12 protein-coding genes are annotated in these 15,919 nt (G+C 50.0%); 3 read left to right on the top strand and 9 right to left on the bottom strand.

Features of this window, described 5'->3' with window-relative positions; all coding sequences use genetic code 11:
• Nucleotides 1–281: 281 nt before the first annotated feature.
• The 5 genes from BBP27_RS07900 to BBP27_RS07880 all read right to left on the bottom strand — a co-directional run bounded on the left by BBP27_RS07900 (nt 282) and on the right by BBP27_RS07880 (nt 5,126).
• On the bottom strand, nt 282–1,994 hold the full coding sequence (locus BBP27_RS07900) for a flotillin family protein (RefSeq protein ID WP_049323103.1): 1,713 nt from the start codon (nt 1,992–1,994) through the stop codon (nt 282–284).
• A gap of 212 nt (nt 1,995–2,206) precedes the next feature.
• The gene (locus tag BBP27_RS07895) at nt 2,207–2,872 is read right to left on the bottom strand and encodes a YqiJ family protein (RefSeq protein WP_188212216.1); all 666 of its coding nucleotides are present in this window, start codon (nt 2,870–2,872) and stop codon (nt 2,207–2,209) included.
• 214 nt (nt 2,873–3,086) lie between these two features.
• Nucleotides 3,087–3,749 (bottom strand): PspA/IM30 family protein, encoded by a 663-nt coding sequence (locus BBP27_RS07890; protein ID WP_188212215.1) that lies wholly within the window; start codon nt 3,747–3,749, stop codon nt 3,087–3,089.
• A 42-nt stretch (nt 3,750–3,791) separates the two neighbouring features.
• A complete protein-coding gene (locus tag BBP27_RS07885; RefSeq protein WP_188212214.1) occupies nt 3,792–4,553 on the bottom strand; it encodes a hypothetical protein in 762 nt (253 codons plus the stop codon).
• A 72-nt stretch (nt 4,554–4,625) separates the two neighbouring features.
• Nucleotides 4,626–5,126, bottom strand: a complete 501-nt coding sequence (locus BBP27_RS07880; protein ID WP_188212213.1) for a hypothetical protein — start codon at nt 5,124–5,126, stop codon at nt 4,626–4,628.
• Between the two features lie 181 nt (nt 5,127–5,307).
• Here BBP27_RS07880 and polA point away from each other — a divergent pair, with 181 nt between their 5' ends.
• Nucleotides 5,308–8,103 (top strand): DNA polymerase I, encoded by a 2,796-nt coding sequence (gene polA / locus BBP27_RS07875; RefSeq protein WP_188212212.1) that lies wholly within the window; start codon nt 5,308–5,310, stop codon nt 8,101–8,103.
• Between the two features lie 47 nt (nt 8,104–8,150).
• Here polA and BBP27_RS07870 read toward each other — a convergent pair whose 3' ends face one another.
• From BBP27_RS07870 to BBP27_RS07860, 3 genes are read right to left on the bottom strand one after another with little or no spacing between them, the layout of a single operon-like run.
• Nucleotides 8,151–8,744, bottom strand: coding sequence for a hypothetical protein (locus BBP27_RS07870; protein ID WP_188212211.1), 594 nt, complete (start codon nt 8,742–8,744; stop codon nt 8,151–8,153).
• 15 nt (nt 8,745–8,759) lie between these two features.
• A complete protein-coding gene (locus BBP27_RS07865; RefSeq protein ID WP_265511054.1) occupies nt 8,760–9,080 on the bottom strand; it encodes a hypothetical protein in 321 nt (106 codons plus the stop codon).
• Entirely contained in the window at nt 9,073–9,834 is a 762-nt protein-coding gene (locus BBP27_RS07860; RefSeq protein WP_188211812.1) for a TIGR04255 family protein, read from the bottom strand. Before BBP27_RS07860 ends, BBP27_RS07865 begins: the two co-directional genes overlap by 8 nt.
• Before the next feature lie 378 nt (nt 9,835–10,212).
• Between BBP27_RS07860 and BBP27_RS07855 the strand changes: the two genes are divergently transcribed.
• A complete protein-coding gene (locus BBP27_RS07855) occupies nt 10,213–10,707 on the top strand; it encodes a GlcG/HbpS family heme-binding protein (RefSeq protein ID WP_188211811.1) in 495 nt (164 codons plus the stop codon).
• Nucleotides 10,708–10,954: 247 nt separating this feature from the next.
• Complete coding sequence (locus BBP27_RS07850) at nt 10,955–14,242, top strand: DUF2339 domain-containing protein (protein WP_188211810.1); 3,288 nt, start codon at nt 10,955–10,957, stop codon at nt 14,240–14,242.
• An 86-nt stretch (nt 14,243–14,328) separates the two neighbouring features.
• Here BBP27_RS07850 and BBP27_RS07845 read toward each other — a convergent pair whose 3' ends face one another.
• Nucleotides 14,329–15,915 (bottom strand): FtsK/SpoIIIE domain-containing protein, encoded by a 1,587-nt coding sequence (locus BBP27_RS07845; RefSeq protein ID WP_070734908.1) that lies wholly within the window; start codon nt 15,913–15,915, stop codon nt 14,329–14,331.
• Nucleotides 15,916–15,919: the final 4 nt, after the last annotated feature.

Here is a 15,919-nt window from a genome sequence, read left to right as displayed (position 1 = left end):
GATGGCAAACTTGAAATCGAAACGGTAGAATCAGTTTTTATGACTCAATTGTTGATGGATCATTGTCAAAGTAGTTAGCCTTGTTATTTGGCTAAGAATAGCCCACCCAATCTTTTTTAACCACAAAAAGCAGGTTGGATAATTCCTAATTTATTGCAACCGCAACAGATCTGAATTGATCAGTATTGAAAATATTAGAATTTGCGGAAGCTCTTGTATAAACAAAAGGCCGTCTGAAAACCTGTTTCAGACGGCCTTTAAACCATTATGACGGTATCTGTTTATGATTGGTCGATGCTTTTATCCAACCCTTGGGTCAGACCGTTGATGTCGCCACCATTTAGTCCCAACTCTTTCAAGAGACCGTCAACCAACGGGGCTTGGCTGCGGTAGCGCAGGGCGCTGTTGACCATTTGGTCTGCAAGGCTGGCTTGTGTGGTTTGGCCGTCTGAAGCACCTTCCGCGCCGTTTGCACCACCGGCAAAGCCACCCAGACCATTGACTTGCAAAATCTTGATGTCTTCGATTTTTTCCATTGGGCGGACGGATTCGCGGATGATGTCAGGCAGGTGTTTCAAGAGGGCAAGGCGGACTTGCATTTCAACCTGCTCGACGCTCAGGACATTGGCAGCTTCGTTGACGGCACGGGTACCTTCGGCATCAACCTTGTATTGTTGCTCTTGCGCTTGCGCCAACAAGATTTTGGCATCGGCTTCACCTTTGGCTTGCAGGCGTTGTTTCTCAGCTTCAGCTTCGGCAGCGATGCGCACGGCTTCGGCGCGGTCTTGCGCAGCCTGTTTCTCGGCTTCGGCGGCGACGGTGAGCGAAATCGCATCTTTTTGCGCGGCTTCTTCGGCGGCAATCAATTCCACCGCTTTGGCACGCTCGGCGCGTTCGGTTTCGCGTACGGTAATCACGCTCTCTTCTTCGCGAACGGCGGCAGCGCGGGCTTTGTCGGCCTCTGCTTTGGCTTCGGATTCGGCACGCGATTTCTCGGCAACGGCGATGGCGCGGTCTTGCTCGGCCAACTCGATGGCTTTGCGGCGTTCAACCTCTGCCTGTTCGACGGCTTGGGCTTTGCGGATGTCTTCGTTTTTAATGTCGCGTTCGGCGGCAATGCGTTTCAAATCCACTTCGCGTTCAGCGGCAATTTTGGCTTCTTCCGCCTCGCGTTTTTTCTGAGATTCTTGTTCGGCAATGCTGGCCTCTTGTTCGGCGCGGCGGACGGCGATTTCGCGTTCTTGTTCGAGTTTGGCGTATTCTTCTTCGCGCGAGATTTTCAGGCGTTGCTGCTCGGCTTCGAGGTTTTTGGTTTTGATTGCCAAGTCAGTGTCTTGTTCGATTTCGTTGCGTTTTTTGCGACGGCCTTCGATGGTTTCGGTCAGTTTGGTCAAACCTTCCGCGTCAAACGCATTTTGTGGGTTGAAGAACTCAAAGCTGGTTTGGTCGAGGCCGGTCAGGGAAACGGTTTCGAGTTCGAGACCGTTTTTGAACAAGTCTTCGCTCACGACTTGTTGTACTTTCTGAACGAAATCAACACGTTTCTCATGCAGCTCTTCCATCGCCATTTCGGCGGCAACGGCACGCAGGGCATCAACGAATTTACCTTCGACGAGGTCTTTCAGCTCATCGGGGGACATGGTTTTCATACCCAGCGTTTGTGCGGCGGTCGCAATGCTCTCGGCACTGGGTTTGACGCGGACGTAAAATTCAGCCATCACGTCAACGCGCATACGGTCGCGGGTAATCAATGCTTGTTGGGCAGCGCGGCGCACTTCGAGGCGCAATGTGTTCATGTTGACGGGGATGATTTCGTGCAGCACGGGCAGTACCATCGCGCCGCCGTTCATGATGACTTTTTCGCCGCCGAAACCGGTGCGTACGAAGGAGACTTCTTTGCTGGCGCGGCGGTACAGACGGGTCAGGATGAGGCCGAGTACAATTAGCGCGACGAGTATGACGCCGGCGATGGTGCCGATGGAGACCAAGTTCATGGTTTTTCCTTTCTTCTTGTTAATATGCCTTTGAGGGCGGTGGATTCAGAAGGCTTTAAGGGAAAGAGGCCGTCTGAAAGGGTTAAAAATATGGGTTGAAATAATAGGGGGGTTGTTTTTCTAATTGTTATTTCAAATTTCTAGATGGTAAGGATAGGGCGGTAAAGTATCTATTTTTTCCCGTATCGATGAATCAGCGGTTTCAGACGGCCTCAATCCACCAAGCTTCCGCTCGGATTTAAAATCGCTTTAAATGTATTTCCGTCCAACGACACCAGTAATACCGCATCACCTTGTTTCAATACATCATCAGAGTCAGGCTCTACCATCACATAATGCTGTTGGCCGTAAGCATCTTTCACGCGCACCTGCGCCGCATTGCCTATCCGAGCTTCGCCCAACACCACCGTGCCGACGCGGCCGATTAAACTTTCCTGCGAAACGGCAGTGGTTTCATCTTTCGGCATAATTTTGTACAAACCGCTAGCCGTTACCCGCACTAAGGGTAGGGAAAGAAACCAAACGATGACTGCTGCTAGCGTGCCATTCAGATAACTGCCGAATACAGTGGCAAAGGCCGTCTGAAACAGATAACCCGTCAATCCGTATACGGCAAGGAACACCACCATCAACATCAACACCGGGATACGTCCGACATACAGCCAGCTCAGGAAACGCACGAATATGCCTGCGTCCACCACATCCAATCCGACCTCGGCGTGTGCAGTTTCGGTCAGGCTGTCGGGCAACAGGTTGTCCAACCAGTCGCTAATACCGCCTGCCAGCATGGAAATGATTTCAAACACACCGAGCAAAACCATCAGCGCAATGGCAATGCCGAAGATTTCAGTTTCGGGGGCGTTGATTAAATTCCACATATTGCATTTCCTTATTCTTTTTAATTTTCAGACGGCATATATTTTATTTTAAAGTTAAGCCGATTGGATATGGATATTTTTATTAATTTGTTATAACTGACAGGATTTTTCCCAATCCGGCATCTTTTTGTTATTGAAGCGTGTATGGTTTTCTTTTTTCAGACGGCCCTGTGAAGATAGGGGCCGTCTGAAACCGTGATTTCCTCAATATGGCTTATGATTTCGCCTTCAACGCCGCCAATCGTTCGGCAATGCGGTTGTTGCGGCTTAAGTCTTCCAGCTCTTTCAGCTTGGCCAACTGCGCCGCATCGGTGCTGCTGTGTACCGCGTTCTGACGGCCCATCACCCGGTCGAAAGCGTTGCCGCTTTTTTCAGCATCACGGGCGATGCGGTTGAGGTCGCTGCCGCCTGCCACTTTGCCTGCGCCAGCGTTCTGCTGCGCGGCGCGCCAGTCTTGCAACTGCTGCTGCATCTCGCGTTTTTTTGCCTGCAGGGCGGCGATAAAGCCTTCGAGCTCTTTTTCTTGTGCGGCACAATCGGCAATGGTGTTTTCCAAGATGGGCAGACGCGCTTCGATGTCCATTTGTTCGGCGATACCCGCCTCGGCAAGATCGTCGCGCCCCGCCGTTACGGCAGCTTGCAGGTTGGCATCGATGGCTTCGTGACGGTTGCTCTCGTCCGCCATTTTCTTGGTGGCAAGGTGTTTCTGCGCCAACACTTTGCCCAACTCGGCGCGTACTTCGTCCACCGCCCGCTCGATTTCGCGGATGCTCTCGTTCATGACCGCTTCAGGTGCAAGGTTTTCCGCCGCATCAATCAGGGCATGAAAACCGCCGCTTACCAGACGGCCTACTCGGCGGGATAGGGTTTCGCTCATTTGGATTTTCCTTTCTTTATGAAATCATGAGAAATATTGTGTTTAGCCGGCATCCGATTGTGCCAACCAGTCGTAACATTGCTCCCATGACAATGTTTCGTTTTCGTCTTCTTTGCCTTCCAGCAGGGCTTGTTCTAAAGCTCGTCTGAATGTGGTGCGAGTATCCGGGTGGGTAAACCAAGCCGATAGTCGGGCGGCGAATTGCGTTCTATTCGGACAATGCTCGGGCAGATAGCAGACTTTGTACCAATCCGGCTCGTCGCTTCCATACGGAATTTCTAAATACAAGTCGACAAATTCGCGTAAAGCTGCTGTTTTATCCGCCTGTTCCGTCCACACTGCCAGCAGTTCGTCGACAACATCCAATCCGGCAAATTGAAACATATTCAGCCAAACGACCAAGCAGCCTTCGTAGCGGGGCGCGGTCAGTTGCGAGTCAAACCAAGCGGCGGCGAAACGTTTCAACCAATCGATTTCTTCTTTTGTCCAGCATTCGGGAAAATAGCAACACAACTTATCGAGCAACGTTTCATCAAGCGATCGGACATCTTCGTCGTTGACCAAAGCCTGCAAAATACGCGGCAGAAAATGTTTCATGTCTAAAGCCGTCGCGGCTGCGTCGTCTAAAGGCACGCTGCCCAAATACGCCTGCAACATATCGGTAGGAATCTCGCGTAACGGATATTCCAACAACGTCTGTTGGAAATCTTCGGGAGAGCAGCTATTGCAAGTGCAGATATTCAGCGGGAAATGCACGCTGTAAGGTGCAAATAATTCGTATGCTTCTGCTATCCATTTTTCCATCTTTGTTGCCTCTGCCTTCGATGTTGAGCATTGGTATTTAGGAATGGGGGAAGGGGCGTTGTTCAGACGGCCTTAAACTTCATTTGCCTGCTGCACAATCTTTGCCAGTTTCAAAGTATTTTCAAGCTGTTGCAGCACGCTGTCGTCGTATGCCGCGCCTTTGCCGGTTACGGCGAGTTGCAAGATGCTGTCGGTGAGGCGGACGATGCGCCACATCAGTTCGCGTTCGTATTTTTTCAAATCGTCGAGGTCGGCTTCTTCGGGCAGGTCGGCGGCGAGTGTTGCACCTAAGTCGGGAAGCTGTTCAAACAACCTCGCCACGATATGCGAATGCACTCCGGCCTGTTTTTCAGCGTGCAAGATTTCGTGTTTCGCCGCTTGGAAAAATTGCTCCTGCGCCGTCAGTGCTGAGCTGTAATCGCGTGTCTGCGTATGCGTCAAGCGAGCCAGTTTGAGCAGTTCGCGGATTTTTTCAGACGGCGTATTCGCACCTTCGATTTTGAGTTCAGCAATAAAATCAGCATCTTCCTGTGTGATGCGCACGCTGATTGGGATACGGTTCGTTGCATTCATATTCGTTTGTTTTAGTTTGTATTCATTTGAATACAAATATACAAGATGGGATTCTGTGGCGCAATACCTGAAACCGTATATTTATGTAAACATCAGGCCGTCTGAAACTTGATTTTCGGTTTTCAGACGGCCTTTTCCTTTATAATCCGTACATTATTTTCATACACACAGCAGGTTCTCCATGTCCAACAAACCCACTCTCCTTCTCGTTGACGGCTCTTCTTATCTTTACCGCGCTTATCATGCCATGGGGCAGAATTTGTCTGCGCCCGACGGTGCGCCGACTGGGGCGATGTATGGCGTGTTGAACATGCTGCGCCGCCTGCGTGCGGATTATGTGCATGACTATTGCGCAGTGGTGTTTGACGCGAAGGGTAAGAATTTCCGCCACGAGATGTTTCCCGACTATAAGGCGACGCGCCCGCCGATGCCGGACGATTTGCGCCCGCAGGCGGAAGCTTTGCCGGATTTGGTGCGGCTGATGGGCTGGCCGGTGCTGGTGATTCCGCAAGTGGAAGCGGACGACGTTATCGGCACGTTGGCGGCGATGGCTGGCGAAGCAGGGTGGAACGTGGTGGTGTCCACCGGCGATAAGGACATGGCTCAGTTGGTGAACGAGCGCGTGACGCTGGTGAACACGATGAGCGGAGAAACGCTGGACATTGAAGGCGTGAAGGAGAAATTCGGCGTGCGCCCCGACCAAATCCGCGATTATCTCGCGCTGATGGGCGACAAGGTGGACAATGTGCCGGGCGTGGAGAAGTGCGGCCCGAAAACGGCAGTGAAGTGGCTGGAAGCCTACGGCTCGCTGGCCGGTGTGATGGAACACGCTGGCGAAGTCAAAGGCAAAGTGGGCGAAAACCTGCAAGCCGCTTTGGAACAACTGCCGCTGTCGTATGATTTAGTGACGATTAAAACCGATGTGGACTTGCACACCGAGCTTTCAGACGGCCTCGAAAGCCTGCGCCGCACTACGCCTAAATGGGCGCAGCTGGTTGTCGATTTCAAACGCTGGGGCTTCCGCACTTGGCTGAAAGAGGCGGAAAGCCGTATGCACGAAGCGCAAAACACAGATTTGTTCGGCAGCGAGCATATCGGCGAACAAGCTGCATTGGCGATGGAAACACAGCCTGAAAAACAACCCGAACTTGCTCCAGCCCCCGAAAAACTGGATTATCAAGCCGTTACCACCAAAGCGCAGTTTGCCGCTTTGTTGGACAAACTGGCGCAGGCGGATAAAATCGGCATCGATACGGAAACCACTTCCCTAGACGCGATGAACGCCGCGCTGGTCGGTATCAGCATCGCGTTCCAAGCAGGCGAAGCGGTTTACATCCCCGTAGGACACAGCCTGACCGCCGCGCCCGAACAGCTTGATTTGCAAGACGTATTAGGCCGTCTGAAACCGTATTTGGAAAACCCCGCCCTGAAAAAAATCGGGCAAAACCTCAAATACGACCAACACGTTTTCGCCAACTATGACATCGCCCTGAACGGCATTGCCGGTGATTCCATGCTCGCTTCCTACATCATCGAGAGCCATCTCGGACACGGCTTGGACGAGTTGTCTGAACGCTGGCTCGGCTTGGAAACCATTACCTACGAATCGTTGTGTGGCAAAGGCGCAAAGCAAATCAGTTTTGCTGACGTTGCCATCGGACAGGCAACCGAGTACGCCGCCCAAGACGCCGATTTCGCCCTGCGCCTCGAAGCGCATCTGCGCGCGCAAATGGATGCCAAACAGCTTGAAATGTATGAAAAAATGGAGCTGCCCGTCGCGCAGGTATTGTTTGAAATGGAACGCAACGGCGTACAAATCGACCGCGCCGAACTCGCCCGCCAAAGCGCAGAACTCGGCGCCGAGCTGATGAAGCTCGAACAAGAAGCCTACGCCGCCGCAGGCCAGCCGTTTAACCTCAACTCTCCCAAACAGCTGCAAGAAATCCTGTTCGATAAAATGGGCATCCCCACCAAAGGCCTGAAAAAAACCGCCAAAGGCGGCATTTCCACCAACGAAGCCGTGCTCGAACAGCTCGCGCCCGACTACCCCCTGCCCAAAATCATCCTGCAAAACCGCAGCCTGGCGAAACTCAAATCCACCTACACCGACAAACTGCCCGAAATGATTTCCCCCAAAGACGGCCGCGTGCATACCACCTACGCCCAAGCCGTCGCCATTACCGGCCGCCTCGCCAGCAACAACCCCAACCTGCAAAACATCCCCATCCGCACCGCCGAAGGCCGCCGCGTGCGCCGCGCCTTTACCGCACCGCAAGGCAGCGTCATCGTTTCCGCCGACTATTCCCAAATCGAGCTGCGCATCATGGCGCACCTCTCCGGCGACAAAACCCTCATCGCCGCGTTCCAAAACGGCGAAGACGTACACCGCCGCACCGCCGCCGAAGTGTTCGGCATCGCCCCCGAAAACGTCTCGTCCGAACAACGCCGCTACGCCAAAACCATCAACTTCGGCCTGATTTACGGCATGGGCCAATACGGCCTCGCCAAATCATTGGGCATCGACAACATCTCTGCCAAAAACTTTATCGACCGCTACTTCGCCCGCTACCCCGGCGTCGCCGAATACATGCAGCGCACCAAAGAACAAGCCGCCGCCCAAGGCTTCGTCGAAACCCTGTTCGGCCGCCGCCTCTACCTGCCCGACATCCGCAACAAAAACGCCAACGCCCGCGCCGGAGCCGAACGCGCCGCCATCAACGCCCCCATGCAGGGCACCGCGTCCGACCTCATCAAACGCGCCATGATAGACGTATCCCGCTGGTTGGATTTAGACGGCCTGAAAACCAAATTGATTATGCAAGTGCATGACGAATTGGTGTTGGAAGTACCCGAAGCCGAACTGGATTTAGTGAAAGAAAAATTGCCGCAGATTATGGCGAAAGTGGACGAAGGGATGTTGAACGTGCCGCTGGTGGCAGAAGTGGGCGTGGGTATGAATTGGGAAGAGGCGCATTAAAAACAAGCCAGATTAAAATCTGGCTTGTTTTTATATAGATATTTACTTTAATTGTCTCTTTGTAAGTTTTCATGAAACCTACAAAAATGTATAGAAAGTTTAAATAAAAATAAATAAAAGCCAATTTGGCTAAGTGTGAATACTTTTTTTCGACTAGTTTCTTCTTGGAAATATCTGACTGGTAAAGAATGAAGGTTATCTAAAAGGATTATTGATTCTTCTAAATCTCCGGATGCAGGAAGATAAAATAAAGAAGTTACCTCTTGTTTTTTTATGGATTGAAATTTTGATCGAATTCTTTCCTCAGAAATTCCGCTTTCTTTAAGTTTATCCTCATATGAATTAAGAGAAATTATTGGAGCAAATACTATGCTTGTAGGAATATCCCGAGGATTTTCAATGCTGATGTCGCAACTATTGCTAAGAACCATTCCTTTTATTGATTTCTTCTTCATTGATTGAATATTTACGACATCAAATCCTTTCCAACCATCTCCCTGTAATACTGTTTCAAATTCAAAATGCTGATTTGTGAAATAATTTATTTTCTCAGGGAAATCTTTTAAAGCTAAAGCAAGTCCTTCTTTTTTTTCTTCTGTTAAATAATATGGAAGGTATTCTGGAATTTCTTCTAGTTTCATAATTTTATCGGTATGTTATGTTTGGTATAAATCCCATAAATTATTTATCAAGACATTTTGAAAATCTTCTTCCAAGTCTTCTTGCTGAGAGGATAATTGAGCGATAAAATTTGTGAGGACAGTTTCAAATTGTAACTCTTTTTGTTGCGTTAAAGGAAATGTATTCGTTTGATAGTATGGCGCAGTTTTTGATATTGCATTCGCACGATAAGGAACAGCTCGTAACTCACTATCCTTTTTTTGAGGAATAGTATTATAAGGGATAGATGCAATAACTCCGATTGTAACTAGCGTACTAACTGTTTTTTGTATTTGACTTACATTATAGTTATTCATAATGAGGTTCCAAATGTTGAAGAATTTCTGAATGTAAACAATCAAAAAAAGTTTCTTTACTTACATCGTGAAGTTTATCTAATTGATCACTTAATGTTTTTTTAATTTCTCCCAATTGAGTTTGATCATCCGGAAACTGTTTAATAGTGTCTATATCTATAACTAGCCCTTCTTTTTCATTTCCGTTAATATCAAGAGCACGAACATTAGAAATAATCTGGATTATATTAATGAAATCATCTTTATTAAGGTCTAATCTAATTTGGAAAGACTCGTTTTTTAAGAGATTACTACCAATACGTAAATCCAAATTAACAAGCTTAGTCTTAGGTAAGATGTGTTCATTTGATATAAGATTGGCATATTTAAGAGAATATCTTGAAATTGAGTTAGCTAACTCGCTCAATTCTAAGATTTCTATAGCTGTAATTATTTTTTCTTTAAACTCTGCCCAGCCCTTATAAGGTAGATTACAGGCCACAGCTAAACTCTTATCCCCAATTAAAAATATATAATCTTTCAGACGTGCGCGAACTAATGGTAAATATTCCATACTTGGATCATTATTTCTTACAAATTCAGGTATTTCAAATTGAGGTAAACGCTCTAAATACTTTTCCTCATCAGAAAATTTTGTATAAAAAATACCAGGTAATATGTTTGATGCCGGTAGTCTTGAGTCAAAACGACATTCAAAAATTACATCAATAATTGGATCCTTACCTAGTTTTTTAGGTAATTTAGTTGTTGTCATAATTAGTTACTCTTAATTTAAATAAGTATTTAAATTTTTTAGTATTTATTAGTAAGGGTGAAATTGTTATTTTTGTGAGGATAAGCTTAAGAACAACAAGAGTTGTTTAAGTTAGTAAGCTCAGGTAGTGGTTTGCAAGTGATAGCCATACATAGCTTATATACTTTGAGTATGCACGTGTTGATCGTTTATGTCAAATCACGGGGGGCCCTTGATACATATGGCTCCATCTAAATAAACATCGCGAAAATTGAGGACAACGAGCAGTGTTCTAAAAACCTATTACATAGGTTTTTAGACGACCTTTATTCTTCCCGCTGACAGGCATACAATCAAAAGTGTAGTACCTTTCATGGATTCAATACAAGGAGACCAGTTATGCGCGGCATAAAATCAGTTACATTTTTGTGTACTTTGGCATTGGGTGCGCCAGCGTTTTCGGCGGGTTTGACCAAAACACTGTCGGGCGATTTGACGACGGCTCAGGCGCAGGCGGTGGTGCAGGCTTCGATGAAAAAGGCGCGTGAAATCAAGGTGCCGATGAATATCGCGGTCATGGATGCGGGCGGTAATTTGAAGGCGTTTACGCGTATGGACGACGCGTTTATCGGCAGCATCGATATTGCGCAGAAAAAGGCGAAAACGGCACGCTATTTCAATATGTCCACCCGCGATTTGGGCAAGGCTTCGCAGCCGGGCGGCGAGCTTTACGGTATTGAGGTGACCAACGACGGTTTGGTGATTTTTCCCGGCGGTGTGCTGTTGGTGGATAAAAACGGTGTTATCGTCGGCAGTGTCGGTGTGAGCGGCGGCTCGGTCGATGAAGACGAAAGCGTCGCGAAAGCAGGTGCGGCAGTATTGTCGGGAAGTTAAGCCGTAGTTTGAAACAAGACCCAATGCGTTTCTTTTCATGATTTGCGTTGGGTTGTTGAAATAGGTAGAGGCCGTCTGAAAATGTGGGTTTAACCCCACACTATTTTCAGACGGCCTTTTTCTATTCTGATTCCCTATATTCTATTTGCCGTATGCTTCTGTTCTCGGCCTTTTGTCTCTTTTTTTCATGAATAATGTTGCCGGTGTTACAATCGGCATATTCTTATTGTTATCAAACAGGTGTTTCATGCAGTTTTTCGGCCTGCTTATTCCTATTATGATCGGCTATTTTCTTGATGAGATGGCCACGGGCGTTATTATTGGGTCGTTGTTTTGGCTGGTTGCTTGGTCAATCGCCAAACAACGCCAAGAAGAGCGTTTGGCTGAATCTGCTACGGCAGGCGACAGGATGCAGAAGCTGGAGCAGGAAGTCGAGCTGCTGAAACGGCGTTTGTCGGTGTTAGAGCATGAGGCTGTTCGTGATGAGGCGAAGGTAGGGCAGGGGCTTGAGGCTCGGGCTGTTGCTGATGTTCAGACGGCCTCCGAGCCACTTCAGGTTCGGGTTGAGCCTGAGGCGGAAGCTGCGCCTGTTAAGCAGAAAATTGAGGAAGCGTTTGCCCCTTCTTTTTCTATACCTATTAATTCTGTTTCTGCTAAGGCTGCTGCTTCGTCTGAGCCTGTTGTGGAAGAAGTTGTCGAGGCGGTTGTTCCGGTTGTTGCTGAACAAGCAGGGCTGCCTAAGGAAGAGGTTGTTGTTGCTTCGATGCCGTCTGAAAGTGAAGAAGCGCCATCGCGTCAATTCGTTATCCATAAAGCTCAGTCGGAAGGCGGAGAGTACAAGTTTTCCGACAATCCGATTGTTGCTTGGTTCTTGCGCGGTAATCCGCTTTTGAAAACCGGTATTGTGGTGCTGTTCCTCGGTTTGGCGTTTTTGCTGCGCTATGCCTCCGAGCGGGTTCATGTGCCGGTGGAACTGCGTTATCTGACTGTGGCAGGCGCGGGTTTGGCGGCGGTGGTCGGCGGCTGGAAGCTGCAAAGCCGTAAGCGTGAATATGGCTTGGTGTTGCAGGGTTTCGGCGTGGCGGTGATGTATTTGACGGCGTTGGCGGCGTTAAAACTGCATCCGCTGCTGCCTGTGTCGGTCGTGTTCGGGCTGATGGTGGCGATGGTCGTGCTGATGGCGTGGCTGGCGGTAAGGCAGAATGCGCAGATTATGGCGCAGGTTGCTTTAATCGGCGGTATGGCCGCGCCTTTGCTGACTTCAGACGGCAGCGGCAATTATTTGGTGCTGTTTTCTTATCTTGCCCTGCTCAACGGCGGTGTGGCCGCGATTGCTTGGTTTAAGGCATGGCGTCCGCTGAACCTGACGGGTTTTGTCGCTACTTTTGCCATTGCCGCGCTGTGGGGCATGCGAAGTTATACGCCGCAACATTTCGCCACTACCGAGCCTTTCCTGATTTACCACTGGCTGCTTTATACCTTTATCGCGTATCTGTTCGCACGCCGTAAGCTGACGGAAAATAGCGAAGACGGCGTTACGCCGATTGCCGACAATGCGACTTTGGAAGAAATCGGCAAGAGTATTTATACACACGGCCTGCGCGTGCATGTCCTCGACCATACTTTATTGTTTGGCACGATGGCGGCGGCGTTCGGTCTGCAATACCGCATGGTGGAGCATTGGCCGTCTGCGGATGCGCTTTCCGCATTGGGTTTTGCCGCTGTTTACGGACTGGCCGCGCTGCTGCTGAAACGTCAGCAGGGGCTGTATATTTTGCGTCAGGCGTTTTTTGCGTTGGCAGTGTTGTTCCTCACGATTGCCGTTCCGCTTTATTTTGAACCGAGCAATACGGTTATCTTGTGGAGTGCCGAATCCGCACTGGTTTATTTCTTCGGTTTACGCCAACAGCGTCCGCATATCCGTTTGGGTGCGCTGATGGTTTATCTCTTGGCGGCACTGATTCAGCTGGGCAATTATCAGAACTTCGGCACGGATACCGTTCTGGAAGGGCAGTGGTTTACGACGGTTGTGGTGTTGCTTGGCGGAGCGGCGATTTATTTATTGTGGAATTTCTTGCGTCGCGAAGGTTCGGCGCAATGGGAAAAATCCGTTCAGACGGCCGTGTTGTCTGCCGCCTTGCTGTACATCTCTATTTTGCCTTTGCTTTTCTTGGCCGAACAAGGCAGCATTGTCGCTCTTTCCGCTTTGGCGGCGGCGTGGGCATTCTGCCGACGCAAACACGAGCCGAATGTGTTCATCACATTTGCCTTGGGCAATGTATTGTTCGCCCTGTTGCTGCAAGCCGGCATCATTTATGAATCCCAAGGCTTCCTGAGCCATCTGTACCTTATTGCCGCTACTCCTTTGCTGTTTGCGGCTGCCTACGCGCTGCAATATCCGCGCGTGCCGGTTGCAAGTGAAAAGCCGGAAGGAAACGAGGTTTACTTTGCGCAGGTTTCAGGCTGGATCATCCTGCTTACTGCATTGGCGACAGGCAGCTACGCCCTCTATATGCAATGGACAGGCGAGGAAACCCTGTTTATCGAGTTGTGGCTGTGGCCGATATTTGCCGGCCTGCTGCTGTTTGCCAAACGTTTGAACTGGGAAGAGCTTCTGCAGGCAAACTTGGCATTCCTGCCCGTGTTTGCCCTGCATTTCGTCTTCTACCATACCGAACACGCATGGACAGCTGCTGCAGCCTTGCCGCTTGCCGCCGCTACCGTGTTGAACTTCATCATTCTGAACAACTATCCGCGCCATGATCTGATTTGGCTGCACAAACTCAATATCACGATACTCGGCGTGCTTTGGACGCTTTGGACCGCGCTGTATATCGGCGGCCTTCTCTCCGGCGTTTGGACTCAGCTCTCATGGCTGGTTGTGCCTTTGGCAATGTGGATTGTTTTCCATACTCAGCGCCAACGTGAATTTTTCAGACGGCATCAAACCATTTATCAGCATTTCGCCTTGCCGTTGTGCGCCCTTGCTGCCGCTTGTTGGATGCTGTGGACCAACTTCTCCACGCCGTTCCAACCTTCGCCGTTGCCGTATATTCCCGTGCTTAACCCATTGGAACTCGCCTGCGCCGGTATGCTTTGGTTTGCCCTGAAATCCCTGCCCGACGCCTTGCCGCCCGACCTTCGCCGTACCACGGCAACCACAGTCGCCGCCTTGGCATTTATGCTGATCAGCGCAGGCGTGATGCGCGTATGGCATTTCTACGACGGCATCACTTGGCGTCTCGACATCATGCTCCAATCCTTCGGCCTGCAAGCCAGCCTCTCTGTCGTTTGGGCAGTAACCGCCATCATCTTGATGGTACTCGGCAACCGCCGTAAACAGCGTTCCTACTGGATGACAGGCGCGACGCTGATGGGCATCGTGGTCGTCAAACTCTTCCTGATCGAGCTTTCCAACAGCGGCGGTATCGAGCGCATTGCCTCCTTCATCATCGTCGGCCTGCTGCTGCTTCTGGTCGGCTGGTTTGCCCCCGTTCCGCCCAAAGCAGAGAATGATGGCGAACCTAAAGCCTAATCACTAATCCCCAAAGGAAAAGGCCGTCTGAAACCCCATTTAAGTTTCAGACGGCCTGAGACCTTTGCAAAGGATGGTTGAACAAATTATACATTATACCCGTGCAGAAAACGTGCTGCTTCATTGTTCCATTTGACCAAATGATCGCCTTTGGCCGTCAGGTTTTCAGCACCGCGCTCGCCCAAGATAATCTCGGAAGACTGGCGTTTGCCTGTTTTCAACGCAATTTTGGTCGGCAGGTTGTCACGTAGGCGGCCGCTGAGTGTTTTCGCATCGGGGCGTTGCGTTGCCAATAACAGATACATTCCTGCGGAGCGCGCTTTTTGTGCCAGCCGTACCAAATGCCCTTCTGCGTCACTGCTGACATCGATAAGGTCGGCCAGTTCGTCAATCACGATAACAACATATTTTGGACGGGCGTGCTGTGGGACTTCTGCAATATCCTTTGCAGCGTATTCGTCCATCAGGCGGTATCGTTTATCCATCTCGTCAGCAAAAGACGACAATATTTCAGCAGCTTCTTCCGCATCGCTGACTATGCGCCCCTGCCATAAATTCGGACGGTCTTTGAAGGCGGCGAAATCCGCAGAAACTTTGCAATAACACACGACGATTTCCGTTTCATTCTGAGGAGCGAGTTCGAACAGGGAAGCCAGCATTGAGCGCACCAGTACCGATTTCCCAGCCCCCGTTTCCCCGCCTACCATCACATGCGGCGCGGTGGCAAAATCTTGAAACACGGGTTCGCCGCGTTCGTCTAAACCGATACACACTGGCAATCTGAATTGCTGTGCCGATGCGCGGTATTGCTGTAAGGCCGTCTGAAACTCACTTTGCCCGTATTGCCGCCAAGTGTCTTGCGGGCGCAGGATATTGATGTGCCATGTATTGGCTTCGCCGCGTATGCGTCCGCAGCGCATTTCGTCATCGCCGATGCCTAATTCGGAGCAAATCTGGCTGTGGTATTTTTCCAAATCCACATAGCAGTCGAACTGTACGCGCAAGCAGTCGTAGCGCACGCCGACGTATTCTAGTTGTATCGTGCCGCCCTTGCCGACTGTTTTGTCCAGTGCGGTTTTAAGTTTGATGCGGGCTGCATCGAGTGTTCCGACATTTTCTGCGGGAAATTCGCTTGAACTAGAAATCTCTCCTGCATGTTGCCGTCCGCTACTGTTTTTAACAGCCAATTCAGCCAATTCGTTCAAAAAGGCCTGCCGTTGTGCCAAATCGTCATCGGGTTTGAATTGTCTGCAACGTTCCCAAAACGCATGCAAACCAAGCGCGCCGGTATGCCACAGGTCGGCAATTAGTTTGTACAAATCATCTTTTCCCGCCGGTTTCCCTTGCCTGATGTGGAACAGGGTTTCGCTCAACAGGGCAAGCCAAAGCCGCGAATGGTCTTGAAAGCAGGTTTGGAAAGAAGGGATGTCGATGCCTTTGGTATCGGGGGCGGCAGTCAAATTTTCCGGCTGGCGAGCCCAGCCTTTGGCAAAGCAATAGCCGATACAGAGTACCGCCCACTCGTAGTTGTTGTCCAGATGCGGCAACGCACCTGCGTGGGTGAGTTTTTCGCGTATGGCTTTGGCTTCGCTGCTGGAAATAATGTGTTTGTCGCTAATCAGGGTATGGAAATAGTCGGAATCCCACTGGCGGTTGTCTGGCAGCAGATACATGTAT

Origin of the sequence: Neisseria sp. RH3002v2g, assembly GCF_014596425.2 — a bacterium.
Taxonomy (GTDB): Bacteria; Pseudomonadota; Gammaproteobacteria; order Burkholderiales; family Neisseriaceae; genus Neisseria.
The sequence above is the reverse complement of the archived record's forward strand: the minus strand, read 5'-3'. Positions and strand labels throughout refer to the sequence as shown.

Coding starts and splice junctions, on each gene's coding strand:
- BBP27_RS07900 (WP_049323103.1), bottom strand. CDS start 1,994: ATGAACTTGGTCTCCATCGGCACCATCGCCGGCGTCATACTCGTCGCG.
- BBP27_RS07895 (WP_188212216.1), bottom strand. CDS start 2,872: ATGTGGAATTTAATCAACGCCCCCGAAACTGAAATCTTCGGCATTGCC.
- BBP27_RS07890 (WP_188212215.1), bottom strand. CDS start 3,749: ATGAGCGAAACCCTATCCCGCCGAGTAGGCCGTCTGGTAAGCGGCGGT.
- BBP27_RS07885 (WP_188212214.1), bottom strand. CDS start 4,553: ATGGAAAAATGGATAGCAGAAGCATACGAATTATTTGCACCTTACAGC.
- BBP27_RS07880 (WP_188212213.1), bottom strand. CDS start 5,126: ATGAATGCAACGAACCGTATCCCAATCAGCGTGCGCATCACACAGGAA.
- polA (WP_188212212.1), top strand. CDS start 5,308: ATGTCCAACAAACCCACTCTCCTTCTCGTTGACGGCTCTTCTTATCTT.
- BBP27_RS07870 (WP_188212211.1), bottom strand. CDS start 8,744: ATGAAACTAGAAGAAATTCCAGAATACCTTCCATATTATTTAACAGAA.
- BBP27_RS07865 (WP_265511054.1), bottom strand. CDS start 9,080: ATGAATAACTATAATGTAAGTCAAATACAAAAAACAGTTAGTACGCTA.
- BBP27_RS07860 (WP_188211812.1), bottom strand. CDS start 9,834: ATGACAACAACTAAATTACCTAAAAAACTAGGTAAGGATCCAATTATT.
- BBP27_RS07855 (WP_188211811.1), top strand. CDS start 10,213: ATGCGCGGCATAAAATCAGTTACATTTTTGTGTACTTTGGCATTGGGT.
- BBP27_RS07850 (WP_188211810.1), top strand. CDS start 10,955: ATGCAGTTTTTCGGCCTGCTTATTCCTATTATGATCGGCTATTTTCTT.
- BBP27_RS07845 (WP_070734908.1), bottom strand. CDS start 15,915: ATGTATCTGCTGCCAGACAACCGCCAGTGGGATTCCGACTATTTCCAT.